Annotated in this window: 20 protein-coding genes; 12 read left to right on the top strand and 8 right to left on the bottom strand. The window is 51.6% G+C overall.

What is annotated here, in order from left to right:
- Positions 1 to 148 precede the first annotated feature (148 nt).
- Positions 149 to 970, top strand: a complete 822-nt coding sequence (dapB, locus tag HU143_RS18780) for a 4-hydroxy-tetrahydrodipicolinate reductase (RefSeq protein ID WP_000544032.1) — start codon at positions 149 to 151, stop codon at positions 968 to 970.
- 127 nt (positions 971 to 1097) lie between these two features.
- On the opposite strand, the gene HU143_RS24630 is transcribed toward dapB, so the two are convergent.
- The gene (locus HU143_RS24630; RefSeq protein ID WP_001748914.1) at positions 1098 to 1373 is read right to left on the bottom strand and encodes a hypothetical protein; all 276 of its coding nucleotides are present in this window, start codon (positions 1371 to 1373) and stop codon (positions 1098 to 1100) included.
- Between the two features lie 636 nt (positions 1374 to 2009).
- Between HU143_RS24630 and carA the strand changes: the two genes are divergently transcribed.
- From carA to caiF, 3 genes are all read left to right on the top strand, one after another.
- Complete coding sequence (carA, locus tag HU143_RS18770; protein WP_000597280.1) at positions 2010 to 3158, top strand: glutamine-hydrolyzing carbamoyl-phosphate synthase small subunit; 1149 nt, start codon at positions 2010 to 2012, stop codon at positions 3156 to 3158.
- An 18-nt stretch (positions 3159 to 3176) separates the two neighbouring features.
- Positions 3177 to 6404, top strand: a complete 3228-nt coding sequence (gene carB / locus HU143_RS18765) for a carbamoyl-phosphate synthase large subunit (protein WP_001126310.1) — start codon at positions 3177 to 3179, stop codon at positions 6402 to 6404.
- 274 nt (positions 6405 to 6678) lie between these two features.
- A complete protein-coding gene (caiF, locus tag HU143_RS18760; RefSeq protein WP_000333324.1) occupies positions 6679 to 7074 on the top strand; it encodes a carnitine metabolism transcriptional regulator CaiF in 396 nt (131 codons plus the stop codon).
- A 77-nt stretch (positions 7075 to 7151) separates the two neighbouring features.
- On the opposite strand, the gene caiE is transcribed toward caiF, so the two are convergent.
- The 6 genes from caiE to caiT form a co-directional block, all read right to left on the bottom strand.
- Complete coding sequence (gene caiE / locus HU143_RS18755; protein WP_000122863.1) at positions 7152 to 7748, bottom strand: carnitine operon protein CaiE; 597 nt, start codon at positions 7746 to 7748, stop codon at positions 7152 to 7154.
- Positions 7749 to 7857: 109 nt separating this feature from the next.
- A complete protein-coding gene (gene caiD, locus HU143_RS18750) occupies positions 7858 to 8643 on the bottom strand; it encodes a crotonobetainyl-CoA hydratase (RefSeq protein ID WP_000004376.1) in 786 nt (261 codons plus the stop codon).
- A gap of 53 nt (positions 8644 to 8696) precedes the next feature.
- Positions 8697 to 10250, bottom strand: a complete 1554-nt coding sequence (caiC, locus tag HU143_RS18745; protein ID WP_023227663.1) for a crotonobetaine/carnitine-CoA ligase — start codon at positions 10248 to 10250, stop codon at positions 8697 to 8699.
- 62 nt (positions 10251 to 10312) lie between these two features.
- Positions 10313 to 11530 (bottom strand): L-carnitine CoA-transferase, encoded by a 1218-nt coding sequence (caiB, locus tag HU143_RS18740; protein ID WP_023227662.1) that lies wholly within the window; start codon positions 11528 to 11530, stop codon positions 10313 to 10315.
- Between the two features lie 111 nt (positions 11531 to 11641).
- Entirely contained in the window at positions 11642 to 12784 is a 1143-nt protein-coding gene (gene caiA / locus HU143_RS18735) for a crotonobetainyl-CoA dehydrogenase (RefSeq protein ID WP_000347134.1), read from the bottom strand.
- A 34-nt stretch (positions 12785 to 12818) separates the two neighbouring features.
- A complete protein-coding gene (gene caiT, locus HU143_RS18730; protein WP_000787073.1) occupies positions 12819 to 14336 on the bottom strand; it encodes an L-carnitine/gamma-butyrobetaine antiporter in 1518 nt (505 codons plus the stop codon).
- A gap of 480 nt (positions 14337 to 14816) precedes the next feature.
- Between caiT and HU143_RS18725 the strand changes: the two genes are divergently transcribed.
- The 7 genes from HU143_RS18725 (at position 14817) to HU143_RS18695 (ending at position 20686) form a co-directional block, all read left to right on the top strand.
- Positions 14817 to 15587 (top strand): electron transfer flavoprotein FixA, encoded by a 771-nt coding sequence (locus HU143_RS18725; protein ID WP_064441818.1) that lies wholly within the window; start codon positions 14817 to 14819, stop codon positions 15585 to 15587.
- Between the two features lie 15 nt (positions 15588 to 15602).
- A complete protein-coding gene (locus HU143_RS18720) occupies positions 15603 to 16544 on the top strand; it encodes an electron transfer flavoprotein subunit alpha/FixB family protein (RefSeq protein WP_023227660.1) in 942 nt (313 codons plus the stop codon).
- A gap of 49 nt (positions 16545 to 16593) precedes the next feature.
- On the top strand, positions 16594 to 17880 hold the full coding sequence (locus HU143_RS18715) for an FAD-dependent oxidoreductase (protein WP_001287758.1): 1287 nt from the start codon (positions 16594 to 16596) through the stop codon (positions 17878 to 17880).
- On the top strand, positions 17877 to 18164 hold the full coding sequence (gene fixX / locus HU143_RS18710; protein ID WP_000203736.1) for a ferredoxin-like protein FixX: 288 nt from the start codon (positions 17877 to 17879) through the stop codon (positions 18162 to 18164). Before HU143_RS18715 ends, fixX begins: the two co-directional genes overlap by 4 nt.
- 146 nt (positions 18165 to 18310) lie before the next feature.
- Entirely contained in the window at positions 18311 to 19651 is a 1341-nt protein-coding gene (locus HU143_RS18705) for an MFS transporter (protein WP_001187057.1), read from the top strand.
- Positions 19652 to 19739: 88 nt separating this feature from the next.
- Positions 19740 to 19970 carry a YgdI/YgdR family lipoprotein gene (locus HU143_RS18700; protein WP_001172089.1) on the top strand — a complete coding sequence of 77 codons (231 nt, stop codon included), beginning with the start codon at positions 19740 to 19742 and terminating at the stop codon, positions 19968 to 19970.
- A 299-nt stretch (positions 19971 to 20269) separates the two neighbouring features.
- A complete protein-coding gene (locus HU143_RS18695; RefSeq protein ID WP_052932291.1) occupies positions 20270 to 20686 on the top strand; it encodes a hypothetical protein in 417 nt (138 codons plus the stop codon).
- A gap of 223 nt (positions 20687 to 20909) precedes the next feature.
- Here the strand turns inward: HU143_RS18695 and srfN are convergent, their stop codons facing one another.
- Complete coding sequence (gene srfN, locus HU143_RS18690) at positions 20910 to 21200, bottom strand: DUF1471 family virulence protein SrfN (protein ID WP_000710533.1); 291 nt, start codon at positions 21198 to 21200, stop codon at positions 20910 to 20912.
- An 896-nt stretch (positions 21201 to 22096) separates the two neighbouring features.
- On the opposite strand from srfN, the gene HU143_RS18685 reads away from it, so the two are divergent.
- Entirely contained in the window at positions 22097 to 23986 is a 1890-nt protein-coding gene (locus tag HU143_RS18685; RefSeq protein ID WP_023227659.1) for a sulfatase-like hydrolase/transferase, read from the top strand.
- Positions 23987 to 24056: the final 70 nt, after the last annotated feature.

The raw sequence follows: 24056 nt of genomic DNA, 5'->3' as shown, positions 1-24056 counted from the left end.
TTCATCCTGCGGGATGAATCATGTCTTTTACTGATATCGCTCCCTGTTTATCATTAATTTCTAATTATCGGCGATTTTAGATGGCGGCCTCCGGGCGCGCTGGTTACTCTGAAAACGGTTTACGCAATTTTTACAAAAGAGAATAGCTATGCATGAAGCACAAATCCGCGTCGCCATTGCCGGCGCCGGTGGCCGCATGGGACGGCAGTTAATCCAGGCCGCCATGGCGATGGAAGGTGTTCAGCTGGGGGCCGCGTTGGAGCGCGAAGGCTCTTCCTTGCTGGGCAGCGATGCTGGCGAACTGGCGGGGGCGGGAAAGTCCGGCGTGATCGTTCAAAGCAGCCTTGAGGCGGTAAAAGATGATTTTGACGTTTTCATCGATTTTACCCGTCCGGAAGGCACGTTGACGCATCTGGCGTTTTGCCGCCAGCATGGTAAAGGGATGGTGATTGGTACTACCGGCTTTGACGACGCCGGTAAACAGGCCATTCGCGAGGCGTCGCAAGAGATTGCGATCGTTTTCGCCGCAAACTTTAGCGTCGGCGTTAACGTCATGCTCAAGCTGCTGGAGAAAGCCGCGAAGGTAATGGGCGACTATAGCGATATTGAAATTATTGAAGCGCACCACCGCCATAAAGTGGATGCACCGTCGGGTACGGCGCTGGCAATGGGCGAGGCAATCGCCGGGGCGCTGGATAAAAATCTGAAGGACTGCGCGGTCTACTCGCGTGAAGGTTATACCGGCGAGCGCGTACCGGGCACGATTGGCTTTGCGACCGTACGCGCGGGCGACATCGTCGGCGAACATACCGCGATGTTTGCCGATATCGGCGAGCGCGTAGAGATTACGCATAAAGCTTCCAGCCGCATGACGTTTGCAAATGGCGCGTTGCGATCGGCGTTATGGCTAAAAACGAAGAAAAATGGGCTATTTGACATGCGGGATGTGCTGGGGCTGGATGTATTATAGCGACTAAATACCTTCGTGATGTGGTTGTGGTAATCAAGATTAATTGATTACAAAGGGCAATATATTATTGCCCTTTTGTTTTTTTGCCCCCCGGTTATTCGGTCAGATAAATAACGCCTTTCGCCATTCATGTTTCGACAGTTTCTTCGCCCACGACATGTTCTGCCGTTGTTTTCGCGTTAAGAATAGTCCGTTTAAAGACATCCGGGCCAACGGCATCCATTTGCGTGACGTAATTGCCATTACGATAAATGCGGTTAATTGGCCCTTCAGACGCATCGGTACGGGTCATTACGTTCAACGGGAAAAAATTACTGCCTGAACTGACGTTAGTCATATTCAGCCGCAGTGACTTACCGTATGCAAAAGGCACCTCGACCAGACTGATAAGACTGATATCCATCGGGGGTAGTGCTGTTCCTCGGGGGCGTTTTATCTCTTTTACTTCAATGGGTTAGCTTTTTTATGCTGTAGTGAGGCTGGTTGTGTTCCAATCTTATGCGCTAGTCTTAAAGAAAAAGAAGTTGGATCTTTATATCGCGATTGTAATTCTTATTACATTGTCTTAATTTGCTGTTTTTTGTCGATTTTTTGATGTGTTTGATTTGTTTTTTATTTTCATAACAACTTGATTTTTAAATTATTTTTGTTGTAAATTTTATTTATTTTGAATTTTTATGCATTTAATGGCATTAATGGTTATTAAATGAATTTTTATCGTTGTTTTTTGTTGTTTTAATGTGAAATTTGACCATTTGGTCCACTTTTTATCATGCCAGCCAGTTTTTTGCGAACTCAAGGAAGCGCAAGCGTTTTCTATCGTCACTTAGTTGATCTTTTTGCCTCTTAAACAGAATAACTTACTTATAATGTGCAAAATAACATAAAAAATACCCGCTTTAAGTTGACTTTTATCCGGCTTAACTTCAGAATGCCGCCGTTTGCCAGAAATCCACGGGTAAGCAAATTTGCATTGCTTCATACTGACTGAATGAATTAATATGCAAATAAAGTGAGTGAATATTCTCTGGAGGGTGTTTTGATTAAGTCAGCGCTATTGGTTCTGGAAGACGGAACCCAGTTTCACGGTCGGGCCATAGGGGCAACAGGTTCGGCGGTTGGGGAAGTCGTTTTCAATACTTCAATGACCGGTTATCAAGAAATCCTCACTGATCCTTCCTATTCCCGCCAAATCGTCACTCTTACTTATCCCCATATTGGTAATGTCGGCACCAATGAAGCCGATGAAGAATCTTCTCAGGTTCATGCGCAAGGTTTAGTGATTCGCGATCTGCCGTTGATTGCCAGCAACTTCCGTAACACAGAAGACCTCTCTTCTTACCTCAAACGCCATAACATCGTGGCGATTGCTGATATCGATACCCGCAAGCTGACGCGTCTGCTGCGTGAGAAAGGCGCACAGAACGGCTGCATCATTGCAGGCGATAGCCCGGATGCGAAGCTGGCGCTGGAAAAAGCGAAAGCATTTCCTGGACTTAACGGTATGGATCTGGCGAAAGAAGTGACCACGGCGGAAACCTACCGTTGGACGCAGGGTAGCTGGACGCTGAAAGACGGTTTACCGGAAGCGAAATCTGAGGATGACCTGCCGTTCCATGTGGTGGCCTATGATTTCGGCGCCAAGCGCAACATCCTGCGCATGCTGGTGGACCGCGGCTGCCGCCTGACGGTGGTGCCAGCGCAAACCTCTGCTGAAGAGGTGCTGAAAATGAATCCGGACGGCATCTTCCTGTCAAACGGCCCTGGCGACCCGGCTCCGTGCGACTACGCGATTACTGCTATCCAGAAATTCCTCGAAACCGACATTCCGCTATTTGGCATCTGCCTCGGTCATCAGCTACTGGCGCTGGCGAGCGGTGCGAAGACCGTTAAGATGAAGTTCGGCCATCACGGCGGCAACCATCCGGTAAAAGATATGGACAGAAACGTGGTGATGATCACCGCGCAGAACCACGGCTTTGCGGTGGATGAAGACTCGCTGCCAGCGAATCTACGCGTGACCCACAAGTCGCTGTTCGACGGCACCCTGCAGGGGATTCATCGTACCGACAAACCGGCGTTCAGTTTCCAGGGTCACCCGGAGGCGAGCCCGGGCCCGCACGATGCGGCGCCGCTGTTCGACCACTTTATCGAGCTTATTGAGCAATACCGTCAGTCCGCGAAATAATCAGGAGTAATAAGAGCCATGCCAAAACGTACAGATATAAAAAGCATCCTGATTCTGGGCGCGGGCCCGATTGTTATCGGTCAGGCGTGTGAGTTTGACTACTCCGGCGCTCAGGCGTGTAAAGCCCTGCGCGAAGAGGGCTATCGCGTCATTCTGGTGAACTCCAACCCGGCCACCATCATGACCGACCCGGAAATGGCCGATGCCACCTACATCGAGCCGATTCACTGGGAAGTGGTGCGCAAAATCATTGAAAAAGAGCGTCCGGATGCAGTGCTGCCGACCATGGGCGGCCAGACCGCGCTGAACTGTGCGCTGGAGCTGGAGCGGCAGGGCGTGCTCGAAGAGTTCGGCGTCACCATGATTGGCGCCACCGCCGACGCCATTGATAAAGCCGAAGACCGTCGTCGCTTCGATATCGCGATGAAGAAAATTGGTCTCGACACCGCGCGTTCCGGTATCGCGCACACTATGGAAGAAGCGCTGGCGGTTGCCGCTGACGTGGGCTTCCCGTGCATCATCCGTCCGTCCTTTACCATGGGCGGCACCGGCGGCGGTATCGCTTACAACCGTGAAGAGTTCGAAGAAATCTGCGAACGCGGTCTGGACCTCTCGCCAACCAACGAGCTGCTGATTGATGAATCGCTGATCGGCTGGAAAGAGTACGAGATGGAAGTGGTGCGTGATAAAAACGACAACTGCATCATCGTCTGCTCTATCGAAAACTTCGATGCGATGGGTATCCACACCGGCGACTCCATCACCGTGGCGCCCGCGCAGACTCTGACCGACAAAGAATATCAAATCATGCGTAACGCCTCGATGGCGGTGCTGCGTGAAATCGGCGTCGAAACCGGCGGTTCTAACGTCCAGTTCGCAGTGAACCCGAAAAACGGTCGTCTGATCGTTATCGAAATGAACCCGCGCGTATCCCGCTCCTCGGCGCTGGCGTCGAAAGCCACCGGTTTCCCGATTGCCAAAGTGGCGGCCAAACTGGCGGTGGGGTATACCCTCGACGAGCTGATGAACGACATCACCGGTGGCCGTACGCCGGCCTCCTTCGAGCCGTCCATCGACTATGTTGTCACCAAAATTCCGCGCTTTAACTTTGAGAAATTCGCCGGTGCCAACGACCGTCTGACCACCCAGATGAAATCGGTCGGGGAAGTGATGGCGATTGGTCGCACCCAGCAGGAATCCCTGCAGAAAGCGCTGCGTGGCCTGGAAGTGGGCGCCACCGGTTTCGACCCGAAAGTCAGCCTCGACGACCCGGAAGCGCTGACCAAAATCCGCCGCGAGCTGAAAGATGCGGGCGCAGATCGTATCTGGTACATCGCCGATGCTTTCCGTGCAGGCCTCTCCGTCGATGGTGTGTTCAACCTGACCAACATTGACCGCTGGTTCCTGGTACAGATTGAAGAACTGGTGCGTCTGGAAGAGAAAGTGGCTGAAGTCGGGATTACTGGCCTCAACGCCGACTTCCTGCGCCAGCTGAAACGCAAAGGTTTTGCCGATGCGCGTCTGGCGAAACTGGCGGGCGTACGCGAAGCGGAAATCCGTAAGCTGCGTGACCAGTATGACCTGCACCCGGTTTACAAACGCGTGGATACCTGCGCGGCGGAATTCGCCACCGACACCGCCTATATGTACTCCACTTATGAAGATGAGTGCGAAGCGAACCCGTCCGTTGACCGCGATAAAATCATGGTCCTCGGCGGCGGCCCGAACCGTATCGGCCAGGGTATCGAATTTGACTACTGCTGCGTACACGCCTCGCTGGCGCTGCGCGAAGACGGTTACGAGACCATCATGGTCAACTGTAACCCGGAAACCGTCTCCACCGACTACGACACTTCCGACCGTCTGTACTTCGAGCCGGTGACGCTGGAAGACGTGCTGGAAATCGTGCGCATCGAGAAGCCGAAAGGCGTTATCGTGCAGTACGGCGGCCAGACCCCGCTGAAGCTGGCGCGCGCGCTGGAAGCGGCAGGCGTGCCGGTTATCGGCACCAGCCCGGACGCCATCGACCGCGCGGAAGACCGCGAGCGCTTCCAGCACGCGGTTGACCGTCTGAAGCTGAAGCAACCGGCCAACGCCACCGTCACCGCCATTGAACAGGCTGTCGAAAAAGCGAAAGAGATCGGCTACCCGCTGGTGGTGCGTCCTTCTTACGTGCTGGGCGGCCGGGCGATGGAAATTGTCTATGACGAAGCCGATCTGCGTCGCTACTTCCAGACAGCGGTCAGCGTCTCTAACGATGCGCCGGTGCTGCTGGACCGCTTCCTTGATGACGCGGTTGAAGTGGACGTGGACGCTATCTGCGACGGCGAAATGGTGCTGATTGGCGGCATCATGGAACACATCGAGCAGGCGGGCGTACACTCCGGCGACTCCGCCTGTTCCCTGCCGGCCTACACGCTGAGCCAGGAAATTCAGGACGTGATGCGCCAGCAGGTGCAGAAGCTGGCCTTCGAGTTGCAGGTGCGCGGCCTGATGAACGTGCAGTTTGCGGTCAAGGACAACGAAGTCTACCTGATTGAAGTCAACCCGCGTGCGGCGCGTACCGTACCGTTCGTCTCCAAAGCCACCGGCGTTCCGCTGGCGAAAGTGGCGGCGCGCGTGATGGCCGGCAAATCGCTGACCGAGCAGGGCGTGACCCAAGAAATTATCCCGCCGTACTACTCGGTGAAAGAAGTGGTGCTGCCGTTCAACAAATTCCCCGGCGTTGACCCGCTGTTAGGGCCAGAAATGCGCTCCACCGGGGAAGTGATGGGCGTGGGCCGTACCTTCGCGGAAGCGTTCGCTAAGGCGCAGCTGGGCAGTAACTCCACCATGAAGAAACAGGGCCGTGCGCTGCTCTCCGTTCGCGAAGGCGACAAAGAGCGCGTAGTTGACCTGGCCGCTAAGCTGCTGAAACAGGGCTTTGAGCTGGATGCCACCCACGGTACGGCGATTGTGCTGGGCGAAGCCGGTATCAACCCGCGTCTGGTGAACAAGGTGCATGAAGGTCGTCCGCACATTCAGGACCGTATCAAGAATGGCGAATACACCTACATCATCAACACCACCGCAGGTCGCCGGGCGATTGAAGACTCCAGGGTGATTCGCCGCAGCGCGCTGCAGTACAAGGTGCATTATGACACCACGCTGAACGGCGGTTTTGCCACGACGATGGCGCTCAATGCTGATGCCACCGAGAAGGTAACCTCGGTGCAGGAAATGCACGCGCAGATCAAAAAGTCGTAAACAAAGGGTTCGGCGGATATTGCTCTAACCGGACCTGTAATATAATGTTGAAAGGGTTTCTGTAAAGAAACCCTTTTTTTTATCTTGCGTAAGGTCATTCCTGGAGAAGTCCGTTTCCGTAACCACATTTTCAATGTAATAAGCACGATATTGCTCACACTAATCAATATTTAAGTCGCATACTATCTTGCATATCCACAATTTTAATATGGCTTAGTTTTTATTAGTTTGGACAGGCCGTAGCCAGATTTTTAATTTGTGAAATGGTGTGCTTATGTGTGAAAAATATGTTGAAAGACCGCTTTATTTGTTAATTGCTGACTGGATGATGGCAGAGAACCGATGGATCACTGCCAGGGAGATTTCCCGTCAATTTGATATTGAACATTGCAAAGCAATTAATACGCTCTCCTATATTCTGTCAGAAGTGGGGGAAATTGTTTGTGAAGTGAAGATGATCCCTAACCAAATTGCAGGACGAGGCTGCCAGTGCCAGCGTCTGGTGAAAGTCGTGAGTATCGACTCTCAACTCTATCGCCGATTGAATCATAATTTGCAGGAAAGAAAAGTGAGCGTGGCGAAAGCGCCGCGGCTGTCTGCCGTTCCCCCCACAGAGCTAAACCGTGAGCAGAAATGGCAGATGATGCTCTCCAAGAGTATGCGTCGCTAATTGTCTGTTTAACCTGATGGCGGGGTAAACGGTAATTGACGCGTAGGCCGGATAAGCGTGAGCGCATCCGGCATCAATTACTGTGCTGATTTTGGCTTCACGTCCGTCGTGCCTTTCAGGCGCGGTCGGTTTTCTTCGACCTGCGTTAACGGCTTCGTTTCAGATAACCCCGTTCGACAACGGATCGCAAGATCCTGATATTCTTTGGTATTGAGGCGTTTCCAGTGCAGCTCCTGGTCCGTAACCTGGCGTAGTACGCGCGCCGGTGATCCCACCAGCAGTTGCCTTGCCTCACCCTGAAATCCGGCTTTGACAAAACTCATGGCGGCGACAATGCTCTCTTCGCCAATCACTGCGCCGTCCATAATGACGCTATTCATGCCGACCAGGGCGTCCCGTCCCACCACGCAGCCATGTAAAATAGCGCCGTGGCCGATATGGCCGTTTTCATGCACGATGGTATCGGTATCGCAGTAGCCATGCATAATGCAGCCATCCTGCAGATTAGAGCCGGCCTCCAGGATCAGGCGACCATAATCCCCACGCAATGACGCGAGTGGGCCAATATAAACACCGGCGCCCACGATGACATCGCCAATCAGCACGGCGCTGGGATGGACAAACGCGTCCGGATGCACCACCGGGATCAGTCCTTCAAAGGCGTAATAGCTCATAGTTGTACCTCGCTTTTTTTGCCGGATGGCGGTGTAAACACCTTATCCGGCCTACGGTTGCGCATGTGCTGTAGGCCGGATAAGCGAAGCGCCATCCGGCATAGTCACATTAACGACCTTTCCACACCGGATCGCGTTTTTCGGCAAATGCCTGCGGTCCTTCGAGCGCATCTTCTGAATGCAGTACCGACGGATAATGCTTCAGCACGCCGCTGCGGATGTAGCGGTAGCCTTCTTCTACCGGCATTTCGCTGGTCGCGCGATAAATCTCTTTCAGCGCCGCGATAGCCAGCGGGGCGCTATTGACCAGTTGTTGCGCCAGTTCGCGCGCGCTATCCATCAGTTCGCTCTGGCTGACAACGCGGTTCACGATCCCCCAACGCAGCGCTTCTTCGGCGCTCATTCGTCTGCCGGTCATTACCATTTCGTTGACGATAGCCGGTGGCAGCAGCTTAGGCAGACGCAATACGCCGCCGCTGTCAGGCACGATGCCGAGCTTGGCTTCCGGCAGCGCGAAGCTGGCGTTTTCGGCGCAGACAATAAAGTCCGCCGCCAGCGCCAGCTCAAAACCGCCGCCAAACGCGTAGCCGTTCACCGCGGCGATAACCGGCTTATCGAGGTCAAATATTTCGGTTAAACCAGCAAAGCCGCCGGGACCAAAATCAGCATCCGGCGCTTCACCTTCCGCTGCCGCTTTTAAGTCCCAGCCAGCAGAAAAGAATTTCTCCCCGCCGCCGGTAATGATTGCTACGCGTAATTCCGGATCGTCACGGAAATTAAGAAAAGCTTCACCCATTGCAAAGCTGGTTTTGGCGTCAATGGCATTCGCTTTAGGTCGGTCGAGGGTAATTTCCAGGATCGGGCCGTTACGGGTCAGATGTAATGACTCACTCATAGTTCATCTCCAGATAAATAGTTTCCCGGCGGGAGGGATTCCTGCCGGAAGGTTTATTTCAGATTTTTTTTGATTATTTTTCCTGAACAGTTGCGCGGCAGGTCGGTTCTGATCTCCATAAAAGAGGGAACCTTGAATTTCGCCATATTGTTTTCGCAGAAGCTGAAAAACTCGGCTTCGCTTAATGTTTCACCTTCATTAAGGACAATAAACGCTTTAATGGCCTCATCACGGATCGCGTCTTTAATACCGACCACCACAATGTCCTGAATTTTCGGATGCGCAGAAATAATATTTTCCAGCTCGACGCAGGAGACATTTTCCCCGCCGCGTTTAATCATGTTGCAGCGTCTGTCGACAAAATAGAAATAGCCATCCTCATCCTGGTAACCCGAATCACCGGTATGTAACCAGCCCTCTGGTTCCAGCGCCCTGGCGGTTGCCTCCGGCTGCATGTAATACTCTTTGAAGATAGTCTTGCCGGGGATGCCTTTAATACAGATTTCGCCAATTTCTCCGGCGGGCAGCGGGCGATTTTGATCGTCGCGAATTTCAGCTTCATAGCTAAAACCCACGCGACCAATGGAAGGCCAGCGTCGTTTGTCTCCGGGACGGTCGCCAATAATTCCGACAATGGTTTCAGTCATACCATAAGAGGTCAGCAGCCTGACGCCAAAGCGTTCGGTAAAGGCGTCTTTTTCCTGCGCGGATAGATTGAGATAGAACATCACTTCGCGCAGGTGATGCTGCCTGTCCGTTGGTGCGGCGGGCTGGACCATCAGCGTGCGGATCATCATCGGGATGCACTCGGTCACCGTCGCCTGATATTTACGTACCTGATCCCAGAATGCCCTGGCGCTGTACTTCTCCAGGAGTACAAAGGTGCTGCCGGCGGAAAAGGCTGGCATTGCGGCGGTACACTGGCAGTCGATATGAAAAGCGGGCATCACCGTCATGTACACGTCATCATCGCGCAGGGCGATTTGCCAGGCAGAGTAATAGCCTGCAAAGCGCAGGTTATAGTGGGTAATCACCACCCCTTTTGGACGCGAGGTGGTACCGGAGGTAAACAGAATTTCCGCCGTATCGTCAGTGGATAACGCGGGCGTATAGCACAGCGTGGCCGACTGGCGTGCTTGTAGTTGGGAAAAGTGGCTCACGCCGTCGTCAGCCGGAAGCTGATCGCCAATCAGACAGATATGATTAAGCGGAGTGCTATTGTCCTGGCGTATTTCACGGTACATAGGATAAAACTGGGCGCTGGTAACTAGCAGACTCACCTGGCTGTTTTGCAGGATCCAGGCGCTTTCTTCGCCCAGTAAGCGGGCATTAATCGGCACCATAATGGCGCCGATTTTTGCCAGTCCAAACCAGCAAAAGATGAATTCCGGACAGTTATCCAGATGCAGCGCGACCCTATCACCCTTGCGGATCCCTAAGGAGTAAAAAAGGTTCGCCGTGCGGTTAATCTCTTCATTGAGCGAAGCATAGCTAAACTGCCGAACGATTCCCTCACAGGATTCGAAAATTAACGCCGTTTTATCTCCGTACACCCCGGCCAGGTCGTCCCACATCTGACGTAAGTTTTGTCCGCCAACGATATCCATATTGCTTTATCCACTGAAATCAGGCGTGAGCGCTAACCGGAAAACCGATTAGCGCATCGCGTTTAATCCTCAACTTTGGCCAGGCCTTTGCCGACCAGTTCCTTAATATCTGCTTCGCTATAACCAATGTTTTTCAGAATGGCGGCGGTATCCATGCCGTGTGATGGCATGCCACGCCAGATTTTCCCCGGGTTGTTTTTAAATTTCGGCATGATGTTCGGCCCTTTACAGGTGCGACCGTCCATTGTTTGCCACTGAGTAATCGATTCGCGGGCAACGTACTGCGGGTTACCTTCCAGTTCCGGAATGGTGAGCACCTTCGCACAGGCGATATTCAGCTCAGCAAAGCGCGCCTGAACGTCGGCGATGGTGTGTGTTGCCAGCCAGGCGTCCAGTTTCTCTTCGACGAGCGGGCCGTAAGGGCATTCCACGCGATGGATGAGCTGTGTGCCTTCCGGCACTTCCGGCGTACCGAGAATGTGGGCCAGGCCAATATCTTTAAAACACTCGTTGATTTGCGTGATGCCGACCAACTCCATGACGATGTAACCATCGGCGCATTTATACAGGCCGCAACCGGCGTAGTAGGGGTCTTTCCCTTTCGTCATACGTGGACAGATTTCGCCGCCGTTGAAGTAGTCCATCATGAAGTACTGACCCATGCGCAGCATCACTTCGTACATAGCGATATCGATGCTTTCACCTTTACCCGTTTCGCGTACTTTGTGCAGGGCCGCCAGCGCGGCTGTCGTCGCGGTCATCCCGGAGAAGTAATCGGCGGTATACGGGAAGGCTGGCATCGGCTGATCAACGTCGCCGTTTTGGATCAGATAACCACTGAATGCCTGCGCGATGGTGTTATACGCCGGAAGATTGGTGTACTCCTCGGTACCATACTGGCCGAAGCCGGAAAGGTGGGCAATGACCAGTTTCGGGTTATGTTCCCACAGCACTTCATCAGTAATACCACGGCGGGTAAAGGCCGGGCCTTTACTGGCTTCAATGAAAATATCGGTGGTTTCCATCAGTTTCAGAAACGCTTCCCGACCTTCATCTTTGAAAATATTCAGCGACAGGGCGTGCAGGTTGCGGCGTGAGAGCTGCGGGTAGTTAGGCTGTACGCGAATGGTATCGGCCCATGCGACGTTTTCAATCCAGATAACCTCGGCGCCCCATTCGGCGAACATCTGTCCGGCGAATGGACCGGCGATTTCGATTCCTGAAAAAACAACGCGTACCCCAGCAAGCGGGCCAAAGGTTGGCATTGGTAAATGATTCATCATTTTTCTCCTGGCATTTTTTGCGGTATGTAGGCCGGATAAGCACAGCGCCATCCGGCATGATTGCCTGATGGCGACGCCCCGCGTCTTATCAGGCCTACAAGGGATCGATTAGCGGTATTGCTTAAGTACCGCACGACCCAACGTCAGGATCTGCATTTCATCAGAACCACCAGAAACACGGTCAACGCGCAGGTCACGCCAGAAACGCGTGATGCGGTGGTTGCCCGCGATACCAACACCTCCCAGTACCTGCATGGCGGTGTCTACCACTTCAAACGCGGCGTTGGCGCAGAAGTATTTGCACATTGCCGCGTCGCCGGAGGTAATGGTGCCGTTATCCGCTTTCCACGCGGCTTCCAGCAGCATATTTTTCATGGAGTTCAGTTTGATCGCCATATGCGCAAACTTCTCCTGAATCAGCTGGAAACGGCCAATAGCTTCACCAAACTGCACGCGCTGATTAGCGTAACGCGCAGCGTCTTCAAAAGCGCACATTGCGGTACCGTAGTTGGTCAGCGCGACGAGGAAGCGCTCATGGTCAAACTCTTCTTTCACGCGGTTGAAGCCGTTACCTTCCCGACCGAACATGTCTTTTTCGTCCAGTTCAACGTCGTCAAAGGTGATTTCACAGCAGCTATCCATGCGCAGACCGAGTTTCTCCAGTTTGTTGACCTTGATACCTGCTTTGCTCATGTCCACAAACCACTCGGTGTAAACCGGTTTATCCGGCGATGCACCGTCTCTCGCCATGACCACGATGTACGGGGTATAGGCGCTACTGGTGATAAAGCACTTACTGCCATTGAGATAAACCTTACCATTTTTGCGCGTATAAGTGGTTTTCAGACTACCAACATCCGATCCCGCTCCTGGTTCGGTGATAGCAGAGTTCCACATCTGCTTACCGGTGCCCCGGAACGCCATGATTTTATCAATTTGCTCCTGAGTCCCTTCACGCAGGAAAGTGTTAAAACCTCCTGGCAATTGGTACAACACGTAAGTTGGCGCGCCAAGACGTCCCAGTTCCATCCAGACGGCGGCGACGGTAACAAAACCCGCTTCCAGACCGCCGTGTTCTTCCGGGATTAGCAGGCTATCAATACCCATATCCGCCAGCGCTTTTACAAAACGCTCAGGGTAGACGCTGTCACGATCGCACTCGGCAAAATAAGCTTCCCAGTTCTCACTGGCCATCAGTTCGCGAATACCGGCGACAAACAGCTCCTGTTCGTCATTTAAGTTGAAATCCATCTTTCAGCCTCTTGATCAATTGGGTTAATAAGAATTACTTGTCTTTCCAGTGCACTTTGGCGTCTTTAATAAAGGACAGCGTCACCATAATGTTGACGAAGAACAGCGGACATCCTCCGGCGATAATCGCGGTCTGAATCGGCTTCAAACCACCCAGCGCCAGTAGAACGATACCGATGATGCCGACCAGCACCGACCAGCCGATACGCACTAACAGAGGCGGCTCTTCACCATCGCGAACTTCACGACAGGTCGACATCGCCAGGGTGTAAGAGCAGGCGTTAATCAGCGTGACGGTGGCAATAAAGCAGAGGATGAAGAAACCCCACATGGTGGCGGTGCTGAGCGGCAAGGCGGCCCAGGTTTCGATAATGGCGCGCGCCACGCCGTGTTGTTCAATCAACTGCGGAATGTTGAGGATGTTTTTATCCATCAGCAGCAGCGTGTTGCTGCCCAGCACTGTCCACAGGATCCAGGTAGACGCGGTCAGGCCCATCACCATCCCGAAGCACAGTTCACGTACGGTGCGACCACGAGAAATACGGGCCAGGAAGATACTCATCTGGATGGCGTAAATAACCCACCACGCCCAGTAGAAAACGGTCCAGCCCTGTGGGAAGCCGCCTTTACCGATGGCGTCGGTATAGAACAGCATCCGTGGCAGGTGCATTAACAGCATCCCGACGGAGTCGGTGAAGTAGTTCATGATGAAGCTGGCGCCGCTGACGATAAACACCCAGCCGAGCATCAGGAAGCTCAGGTAGCTACGCACATCGCTGGCGATTCTGACCCCTTTTTGCAGGCCGCAGGCCACGCAAATCGCGTTCAGAATGATCCAGCAGGTAATGATGATGGCATCCAATTGCAGCGTATGCGGAATACCGAACAGCCATTGCATACACTCGGTGACCAGCGGGGTAGCCAGACCGAGGCTGGTGCCCATCGCGAAGATCAGCGCCACCAGGTAGAAGTTATCGACGATGGTACCGAACAACCCTTTCGCATGCTTTTCACCGACGAGCGGTACCAGCGTGGAGCTGGGGCGGATGACATCCATCTTGCGTACAAAGAAGAAGTAGGCGAAGGCCACGGAAAGGAAGCTATAGGTTGCCCACGGTAGCGGCCCCCAGTGGAACAGGCTGTACGCCAGGCCTATCTCTTTCGCGCCGGTGGAGTTTGGTTCCAGGCCGAACGGCGGGGTGGAAATATAGTAGTAGATCTCAATAGAGCCCCAGAACAGAACCGCAGCGGATGTACAGGAGGCGAACATCATGAAAATCCAGCTGGCGGTGCTAAACTCCGGTTTTTCGTCACCTAATCTCTTTTTGGCATAGGGGCCAAAAACCAGCCAGAACCAGCCGAAGAGCATAACGACCATATACCATTCAAATGCCCAACCCCAGACGTTGGTGACATAACTGAATACCGCATTAATAACGACGTTAGCGGCATCAAGATCTCTGACTGTTAGCCAGCAAAGTATCCCGACAATTATTAATGGCGGAAAAAAAACCTTCGGTTCAATTCCCGATTTTTTCTTTTCATTTTTCATAAGTGAATTCCAGTGTGAAAACGAAATTTATTTAGCGTGCCAGTCCATGAACGTTTGTTTATTTATTATTAATGATTTGTTGATAAGTTTTTAACCTCTGGGACGCCTCAATGAGTAACTCATGATGGGTATTCACTTCGGGTGATTCTGTTATCTTTGTCACACTTTTTTGCGTTGATTATTTTGTGTTTAAATTTTGATTTTTGCTTTATTTATCAATTGATTGGTTGTGGTTTTTTAACTTTTTTAAGTATCTGACGTTCAATATTGTTGAGCCAGCAAACAATATTGAAAATTTTCATATTTGGCATATTTCTTTCAATATTGGTGAGGTGCGTAACACTATTGAAAGTTACGAATATCAATGTGTGACATTTTCAATATTGGTGATTAAGGTTTTATTTCCGAATTAAAGAGCGTGATATCTGTATTTAACACCGCCGATATAAATACGTTTCCTTCATGATTTCTGGAGATGCAATGAAGATAATTACTTGCTACAAATGCGTACCTGATGAGCAGGATATTGCGATTAATAATGCTGACGGAACACTCGATTTCAGCAAAGCGGATAGCAAAATCAGCCAATATGATCTGAATGCAATTGAAGCTGCTTGCCAGTTAAAACAGCAGTTGGGAGACGCTCAGGTTGTCGCCATGAGCGTTGGCGGCAAAGCGCTGACTAATGCAAAAGGGCGCAAAGATGTCCTCTCTCGTGGCCCTGATGAACTGATTGTGGTGATTGACGATCAATTTGAGCAGGCGCTGCCGCAACAAACTGCCAGCGCGCTGGCCGCCGCCGCGCAAAAATCAGGTTTCGATCTACTTATCTGCGGCGACGATTCTTCCGATCTTTATGCTCAGCAGGTTGGTTTGCTGGTGGGCGAAGCGCTGAACATTCCGGCGATTAACGGCGTGAGTAAAATCCTCTCTCTTACCGACAGCACATTGACGGTAGAACGCGAACTGGAAGATGAAGTTGAAACGCTGAGCATCCCGCTCCCGGCGGTGATCGCGGTTTCCACCGACATTAACACCCCACAAATCCCTTCGATGAAAGCCATTCTTGGCGCGGCGAAAAAACCGGTTCAGGTCTGGTCGCCTGCGGATATCGGGCTGAACAGCGTACCCGCGTATTCCGTACAACAGGTTGCCGCACCGAAGCAGCGCGAGCGTCAGCGCGTGGTGATTGAAGGTGACGGTGAAGAACAAATCGCCGCGTTTGTCGAGAATCTGCGCAAAATCATTTAATTATCAGGGGATGTTATGAACAAATTTTCCAGTGTCTGGGTATTCAGCGATACCCCTTCTCGTCTGCCCGAACTGATGAGTGGCGCGCAGGCTGTAGGTGAAAAAGTTAACGCGTTCGTAGTGAACGAAGCGGACAGCGCGACAGCATGTCATTTGGGCGCGGATCATGTCTGGCTGCTCAGCGGCAAACCAGAAGACCGCATGATCGAAGACTACGCTGCTGCGATGGCTGAGACTATTCGTCAGCATAGCGAGGGCGGCGCGGTGCTGCTGCCGAATACGCGTCGGGGCAAGCTGTTGGCGGCAAAGCTGGGCTATCGCTTGTCGGCTGCGGTTTCCAACGATGCCAGCGACGTCTCCCTGCAGGATGGAAAAGCGGCGGTTAAACATATGGTCTACGGCGGTCTGGCGATAGGGGCAGAAACCATCGCTTCGCCGTTTGCCGTGATCACACTCAGCAGCGGAACGTTTGACGCACAACAACCGGATGCTTCTCGCAGCGGCGAGATGCACACCGTGCTGTGGCAGGCTCCGGCCACTGCCGTGACCCGCACCGCAACCCAGGCGCGTCAGAGCAACAGCGTTGACCTCGACAAAGCGCGTCTGGTGGTCAGCGTGGGACGCGGCATCGGCAGCAAAGAGAATATCTCGCTGGCCGAAGCGCTGTGCCAGACGATTGGCGCCGAGCTGGCCTGTTCCCGCCCGGTGGCGGAAAACGAGAAGTGGATGGAGCACGAGCGCTACGTCGGTATCTCCAACCTGATGCTCAAACCTGAACTGTATCTGGCGGTGGGGATCTCCGGGCAGATCCAACACATGGTCGGCGCCAACGGCGCGCAGACGATTTTCGCCATCAACAAAGATAAAAACGCGCCAATCTTCCAGTATGCGGATTTTGGCATCGTTGGCGATGCGCTGAAGATCCTGCCTGCGCTGACGGCTGCCTTAGCGCGATAAACCATTTCGGGCAGGATACGAAGGTATCCTGCCGCTGACAGGAGTACGTATGTCCGAAGATATCTTTGATGCCATCATCGTGGGTGCAGGTCTGGCCGGTTCGGTTGCGGCGCTGGTGCTTGCTCGCGAAGGTGCACAGGTGCTGGTTATCGAGCGTGGCAATTCTGCTGGCGCGAAGAATGTCACCGGTGGGCGTCTGTATGCGCATAGCCTGGAACGCATCATTCCCGGCTTTGCGGATCAGGCCCCCATTGAACGCATGATCACCCACGAAAAACTCGCCTTTATGACCGACAAAGGGGCGATGACGATGGATTATTGCAACGGCGAGGACGCCGCATCGTCGCAAGTTTCTTATTCCGTTTTGCGCAGTAAATTTGACGCCTGGCTGATGGAGCAGGCCGAAGAGGCGGGGGCGCAACTGATCACCGGTATTCGCGTCGATAACGTCGTTCAGCGTGATGGCAAAGTCGTGGGCGTGGAAGCCGATGGCGATATTCTGGAAGCCAAAGTCGTGATCCTCGCTGATGGGGTAAATTCTCTGCTGGCTGAAAAGCTGGGCATGGCCAAGCGTGTTGAGGCATCGCATGTTGCTGTCGGCGTGAAGGAACTGATCGAATTGCCGAAGTCGGTCATTGAAGATCGTTTTCAGCTACAGGGCAACGAAGGTGCCGCCTGTCTGTTTGCTGGGGCGCCGACCGATGGTCTGATGGGCGGTGGCTTCCTGTATACGAATGAAACAACCCTTTCCCTGGGGCTGGTCTGTGGACTTCATCATCTGAAAGACGCGAAAAAATCGGTCCCGCAAATGCTGGAAGATTTCAAACAGCATCCGGCCGTTGCGCCGCTGATCGCCGGTGGCAAGCTGGTGGAATATGCCGCGCACGTTGTACCCGAGGCGGGAATGAATATGCAGCCTGAACTGGTGGGCGATGGCGTACTGATTGCCGGGGATGCTGCCGGCATGTGTATGAACCTCGGCTTTACCATCCGGGGTATGGATCTCGCCATATCCGCAGGCGAAGCGGCGGCGAAGACGGTGCTTTCGGCGATGAAGCGTGACGATTTTAGCAAGCAGTCGCTGGATGAATACCGTCAGCATCTGGACGAAGGTCCGATGCGCGATATGCGTATGTATCAGAAACTGCCAGCTTTTCTTGATAATCCCCGCATGTTTACCGCTTATCCCGAAATGGCGGTCAGTATCGCGCGCGACCTGTTCACCGTGGATGGCTCCGCTCCGGTGCCGATGCGTAAAAAAATCCTGCGCCATGCGAAGAAAGTGGGCTTCATCAACCTGATGAAAGATGGCCTGAAAGGAGTGACCGTATTATGACATCTCCCGTCAATGTGGACGTCAAACTGGGCGTCAATAAGTTCAATGTGGATGAAGACAGCCCGCACATCATTCTCAAAACCGATCCTGATAAACAGGCGCTGGAGGTGCTGATTAAGGCCTGTCCGGCGGGACTGTATAAAAAGCAGGACGACGGTAGCGTTCGTTTTGATTATGCCGGGTGCCTGGAGTGCGGAACGTGCCGGATCCTCGGCCTTGATACGGCGCTGGAAAAATGGGAATACCCGCGCGGGACGTTTGGCGTGGAGTTCCGCTACGGCTAATAAGTACGAAGTTGTGCCCCCGTTGGCCGGATAAGATGCGGTAGCGTCGCCATCCGGCAATCATGTGGCGCCAATGCCGGATGGCGGCGGAAACGCCTTATCCGGCCTACAGATGCGCTTTGCCCGTGTTGAAACAGGACATCACCATGCAGCAGCCCAGGAACTTTGATGACCTTAAATTCTCCTCCATCCATCGCAGAATTATGCTGTGGGGAAGCGGCGGCCCGTTCCTTGATGGCTACGTGCTGGTGATCATTGGCGTGGCGCTGGAACAACTGACGCCGCTATTGCACCTTGATGCTGAATGGATTGGCGCGCTCGGCGCGGCTACGCTTGCCGGACTGTTTATCGGCACCTCGTTGTTTGGCTATATTTGCGATAAAGTCGGGCGGCGTAAAATGTTCCTGCTTGATATTATCGCTATCGGCGTTATCTCCGTGGCGACCATGTTTGTTTCCACGCCGCTTGAATTGCTGGTGATGCGCGTTTTAATTGGCATTGTTATCGGCGCGGATTACCCTATCGCCACTTCCATGATTACGGAGTTTTCCAACACCCGCCAGCGCGCGTTCTCCATCGGTTTTATCGCCGCGATGTGGTACGTCGGCGCGACCTGCGCCAACCTGGTGGGCTACTGGCTGTATGACATGGAAGGCGGCTGGCGCTGGATGCTTGGCAGCGCCTTTATCCCGTGCTTAATCATTTTGATTGGCCGTTTTGACCTGCCGGAATCGCCACGCTGGCTATTGCGAAAAGGACGGGTAAAAGAGTGCGAACAAATGATGATCAAACTGTTCGGCGAACCGGTCTGCTTTGACGATGAGCCGCCGCAGGAGACCCGCTTCCTGCAGCTGTTTAACCGCCGTCATTTTCCGTTTGTACTGTTCGTTGCGGCTATCTGGACCTGTCAGGTAATCCCGATGTTCGCTATCTATACCTTTGGGCCGCAGATCGTCGGATTACTCGGCTGGGAGCAGGGGCGCAACGCGGCGCTCGGCAATGTGGTGATTAGCCTCTTTTTTATGCTGGGCTGTATACCGGCGATGTTCTGGCTAAACAGTATTGGCCGTCGCCCTCTGCTTATTGGCAGCTTCGCCATGATGACTATCGCGCTGGCGCTGCTGGGGCTGGTGTCAAATCTGGGCATCATACTGGTCGTGGTGGCGTTTGCGGTATACGCCTTCTTTTCCGGCGGACCGGGCATACTGCAATGGCTTTATCCTAATGAACTCTTCCCGACGGATATTCGCGCTTCGGCCGTGGGGGTCATCATGTCATTAAGCCGTATCGGAACCATTGTCTCCACCTGGGCATTACCGATTTTTATTACTCGTTACGGTATTAATAACGTCATGCTGATTGGCGCGTTGATTTCGTTAGTCGGGCTTGGCGTATCGGTGATGTTTGCCCCGGAAACTCGTGGCTTGACGCTAACACAGACCGGAAACATGACTTTGCGCGGAACGCCATCGGATAACCCTCGTTAAGAGTGTTCTGCATTTCTCCCTGCTTTTCGCCAATAACGCTACAGTTAACAGTCACATGCTAAAACAACTGAAAAGCAGGGAGAACACCATGCAAAAACGTCTTATGACCGCACTGTTTACCGCAGCAACACTATTCACCGTCGCAGGATGCTCTTCTAACCAGGCGGTTGAAACCACGGATGGCAAAACTATTGTCACCGACGGGAAACCCGAGGTCGATAACGATACCGGTATGGTGTCTTACAAAAACGCCGCCACCGGGAAAACCGAACAGATTAACCGCGATCAGCTGAAAAATATGAGCGAGCTGGATAATTAATTCAATTTTTTCTGGTTAGCCGCTCAATAATATTCTCTCTTTATGCGCATCCATTTATTCCCATGCGAATAAACGGATGCCTGAACAGGCAGGGACGCCGGAAAACGTCGAAATACGTTAGACCATTCGCCCGTGTTCCCGCTTTCCCCACCGCGCTGTCCGCTTACATGAGGTTACACTCATCGACATTTCTCTGAACAGCGGCTCAACATTTCCCGGAAAAAAACATATCGCAAGGCATTTATCCTTATGATTAGGTATAAATGATGAGGTATAAGGAACCGGAGTCTGTAATGAAACTGAAACTAATACCTTTTTATTTGCTCGCGCTATTTTCTGCCGCCTCCGGGGCTACGGAGATAAACGCCTGCAAAGACCTGATCGGAACATGGAAAACCACTGCAGATAACCCGCCTTATACCATGACAATATTGCCGCCAGTAGAAGGCTGCGGGGAAAAATGTGTGAAACTGAACGTACGGTATGAACTTGACGTGACTCACCGCAACGCGCTTTATTGCCATGAAGGACAAGAGGGGGTAAAAGGGCAGGGACCCATGGTGATAGCATTTGAAGGGGCGTATGGTGGACACGCTATTGGAACCTATAACCGACAGCTGCAATTACTTTGGGCTGGCGTAATACCGAAAAATAAAAAGGGGAAATGGATAACGAAAATGGAAAATTACTGGTTCAGGCAGGTAAAAGCGCACTAAATATTACCTTAAAACAGCCCGCAAAACCGTCTTATTCACGAAGGGCTTACTGCCTGCGCGCGCACATTCCAACGGCTTGCCTGCCCCGGATGAACTGTTGATAAAAAAGAGGGCCAGCATCCGTTTCCAGACGGCCCTGAGTGGATTGTGACGTAACATGGCACCTTGCTGGCGCTCTCTTATTATTTCATGCCTGTGCCCTCGTTATGGCGCAATCAGAGCTTTATTTCGTCGCATCGTTATAAACTTCGGCAACGGCTTCAAAATTCGGACCATGCTCACGTGCAGCGATAATATGGTAATATTTTCCGCCTTTCGCATCGGCTAATTCTGACAGTTTTTCGCGTAGATCAGAGGGTGAGGAAATCTGCCCGCCACTCTGGGACACATTTATGGTGCCGACCTTAACCAGTTTGAAGTGGCTGATTTCTTGCTTAGAGACCTGCTCTGCAGCAAGCGTGCTGAATGAAGCAACCGTTGCCAGTAATGCGGCGGCAATAATGCATTTTTTCATGGTTCTGTTCCTGTTGCATTGATGATAAGGTTTGCGCAATATCAGTAATCCGTAACGAAATTATTTATCCCCTTCATACTTCAAGTGGCTTACGGGTTGGCTACGGATTACCCGGCCCATCCATGGGCCTCGCCCTGACGGGCCGTCGCACGCGACGTTCAAATCTGCTCCCGGCAGATTTGTCGCTCACCTCAGTCACATAATTATCTATGCTCCTGGTGACTCACTCCCTTGCCGCCTTTAAGCAACTCGAATTATTTTGGGTAATAACCTCGGTTGATTATCTGAAAATAGCCTTATTTGGTGTGACCGTCTTATATCTTGTTATAGTCACCTCTTTATGTTGTTGTCAATGTGAAATAATGCACTACCAGCTAAAAAGAAACTTAACCCACTGTAAATAATAGTTTTTATATTATTTCTGGTAATGACGGAATTTTTATTGAATCACGCGGTAATACGCTAGTTTTATTCATAAGCAACATAACAGAATTGAGTTATGTTTTAATTTACAAGAGTGATATTACCGGTTGTATGTCTATGGTTGCGCGGCCTGTTACTGATAGTGTTTCTTTCGGGGAGATTTTATTGTAGCGGCATAGAGTAATCACCGTAGCTGAAGGGAAAAGGCACGAACACAGCGCTATAGAGTATGTTTAATAATGTATTTTTTTATGAAGTAATGTCTGCAGTTGTATCTCTAAAATAAAAAAATGAACTTTTCATCTAAATAATTTTTCAGTGAATTATGGTTATTTATTAATATATTTCTAATTTGAAATACAAATCAATTTATAACACATATTCTTACCCGGAAGGCATTGATACATATCCACGCTTCCTCGTACAGTAATAAATGAATATGTGATAAAGTTACTGACTACAGGTATAATAATATGAGTAATAAAAAAAAACTGTCCGCAGAAGAGACGGATCTTACGCGTAGGAAACTGTTAACCAGCGCCGGTATTCTTGCCGCCGGCGGTATGCTATCCGGCGCGGTAAAGGCTGATGAAAAATGCGCCGTCAAGGCGAAACCAGCGTGGGATAAACCGTTTACCGGCGAAATCCCGGAAAAATTGCCAGAAGGATATAATATTCTGTTAGTCGTGACCGACCAGGAGCGTTTTTTTCCTACGTTTCCTTTCCCGGTACCCGGCAGAGAGCGGCTCATGAAAACGGGGGTGACATTCTGTAATCATCAGAATACCAGTAATGTCTGTACGCCTTCCCGCTCCGTATTGTATACCGGCTTACATATGCCCCAGACAAAGATGTTTGATAATCTGGGATTACCCTGGATGCCTTATGACCTTGACCCCGCTCTTGGAACCACAGGCCATATGATGCGGGAACTGGGATACTATACGGCCTATAAAGGTAAGTGGCATCTTACAGAAAAACTGGAGAAGCCTTTGCCTGACGAAAAAGATGAAGATATTGATGTCGGAGATATTCCTGAACCAGAATTACATAAAATTATGGAAAAATATGGTTTTGCTGACTATCACGGCATCGGCGATATTATAGGCCATAGTAAAGGCGGCTATTTTTATGATTCAACCACCACGGCTCAGACTATAAATTGGTTAAGATGCAAGGGGCAGCCATTGAATGACCAACACAAGCCCTGGTTCCTGGCCGTTAACCTCGTTAATCCTCATGACGTCATGTTTATTGATACCGATAAAGAGGGAGAAAAGGTACAGTGGCGTGGCGAGTTGGATCAGGATGATAATACCCTGGCGCCCACGCAGCCGCCGGAAAATGAGCTTTATCAGGCAAGCTGGCCGAACTATCCGCTGCCGGCAAACAGGCATCAATCATTCAATGAGCAGGGAAGACCGCCGGCGCATCTTGAATACCAGACGGCGCGCGCTGCGCTGGAAGGGCAGTTTCCTGATGAAGATCGTCGTTGGCGTAAACTGCTTGACTACTATTTCAACTGTATCCGCGATTGTGATACTCACCTTGACCGGATATTAAATGAACTTGATGCCCTCAAGTTAACTGATAAAACGATTGTTGTATTTACTGCCGATCATGGCGAATTAGGCGGAAGCCATCAGATGCACGGTAAAGGCGCTTCCGTTTATAAAGAACAGATCCATGTACCGATGATTATTTCCCACCCGGCGTACCCCGGTAATAGGAAATGTCAGGCGTTGACCTGTCATCTTGATATCGCGCCGACATTAGTTGGGCTGACCGGTTTGCCGGAAGAAAAACAGCACCAGGCGTTAGGCAACCGCAAAGGCGTTAATTTTAGCGGATTGCTAAAAAACCCGGAAGGCGTTGCGGTTAATGCGGTGAGAAATGCCAGCTTATATTGCTATGGCATGATCTTGTATACCGATGCCCATTATCTCCACCGTGTTATCGCGCTACAAAGAGATAAACAAAAAACGGTGGCGCAAATCAAGCAGGAAATATCCCATTTGCATCCTGATTTCAGCCATCGTTCAGGGACGCGGATGATTAACGATGGCCGTTATAAGTTTGCGCGTTATTTCTCGCTAAGGGAGCATAATACGCCGGAAACCTGGGAGGATCTTATTAAGTACAACGATCTTGAACTTTACGATCTTAAAAATGATCCCGATGAGAACCATAACCTTGCTGCTGATAAACAGAAATATCAGGATCTCATTCTTACGATGAATGAAAAACTGAATAAAATTATCAAAGACGAAATTGGCGTGGATGACGGCAGTTTTATGCCGGATGCGGCCCGTGAGCCGTGGGATCTTACTATTGAGCAATTTAACCGCATGGCGAAAGATTAAGAGCCTGACCCATTAGGCTATTTTATTCGCCATTTTGGGTCCGGGCAGTGCTCAAAATCCTCACGTACTA

It is taken from the genome of Salmonella sp. SJTUF14076, assembly GCF_015534835.1.
GTDB lineage: Bacteria > Pseudomonadota > Gammaproteobacteria > Enterobacterales > Enterobacteriaceae > Salmonella > Salmonella enterica.
Note: the sequence above shows the minus strand (reverse complement) of the source record. Positions and strands in the feature narration are given on the sequence as shown.

Excerpts from the sequence above, each read along its gene's own strand:
- dapB (WP_000544032.1), top strand. The coding sequence starts at position 149 with ATGCATGAAGCACAAATCCGCGTCGCCATTGCCGGCGCCGGTGGCCGC.
- HU143_RS24630 (WP_001748914.1), bottom strand. The coding sequence starts at position 1,373 with ATGGATATCAGTCTTATCAGTCTGGTCGAGGTGCCTTTTGCATACGGT.
- carB (WP_001126310.1), top strand. The coding sequence starts at position 3,177 with ATGCCAAAACGTACAGATATAAAAAGCATCCTGATTCTGGGCGCGGGC.
- caiF (WP_000333324.1), top strand. The coding sequence starts at position 6,679 with ATGTGTGAAAAATATGTTGAAAGACCGCTTTATTTGTTAATTGCTGAC.
- caiE (WP_000122863.1), bottom strand. The coding sequence starts at position 7,748 with ATGAGCTATTACGCCTTTGAAGGACTGATCCCGGTGGTGCATCCGGAC.
- caiD (WP_000004376.1), bottom strand. The coding sequence starts at position 8,643 with ATGAGTGAGTCATTACATCTGACCCGTAACGGCCCGATCCTGGAAATT.
- caiC (WP_023227663.1), bottom strand. The coding sequence starts at position 10,250 with ATGGATATCGTTGGCGGACAAAACTTACGTCAGATGTGGGACGACCTG.
- caiB (WP_023227662.1), bottom strand. The coding sequence starts at position 11,530 with ATGAATCATTTACCAATGCCAACCTTTGGCCCGCTTGCTGGGGTACGC.
- caiA (WP_000347134.1), bottom strand. The coding sequence starts at position 12,784 with ATGGATTTCAACTTAAATGACGAACAGGAGCTGTTTGTCGCCGGTATT.
- caiT (WP_000787073.1), bottom strand. The coding sequence starts at position 14,336 with ATGAAAAATGAAAAGAAAAAATCGGGAATTGAACCGAAGGTTTTTTTT.
- HU143_RS18725 (WP_064441818.1), top strand. The coding sequence starts at position 14,817 with ATGAAGATAATTACTTGCTACAAATGCGTACCTGATGAGCAGGATATT.
- HU143_RS18720 (WP_023227660.1), top strand. The coding sequence starts at position 15,603 with ATGAACAAATTTTCCAGTGTCTGGGTATTCAGCGATACCCCTTCTCGT.
- HU143_RS18715 (WP_001287758.1), top strand. The coding sequence starts at position 16,594 with ATGTCCGAAGATATCTTTGATGCCATCATCGTGGGTGCAGGTCTGGCC.
- fixX (WP_000203736.1), top strand. The coding sequence starts at position 17,877 with ATGACATCTCCCGTCAATGTGGACGTCAAACTGGGCGTCAATAAGTTC.
- HU143_RS18705 (WP_001187057.1), top strand. The coding sequence starts at position 18,311 with ATGCAGCAGCCCAGGAACTTTGATGACCTTAAATTCTCCTCCATCCAT.
- HU143_RS18700 (WP_001172089.1), top strand. The coding sequence starts at position 19,740 with ATGCAAAAACGTCTTATGACCGCACTGTTTACCGCAGCAACACTATTC.
- srfN (WP_000710533.1), bottom strand. The coding sequence starts at position 21,200 with ATGAAAAAATGCATTATTGCCGCCGCATTACTGGCAACGGTTGCTTCA.
- HU143_RS18685 (WP_023227659.1), top strand. The coding sequence starts at position 22,097 with ATGAGTAATAAAAAAAAACTGTCCGCAGAAGAGACGGATCTTACGCGT.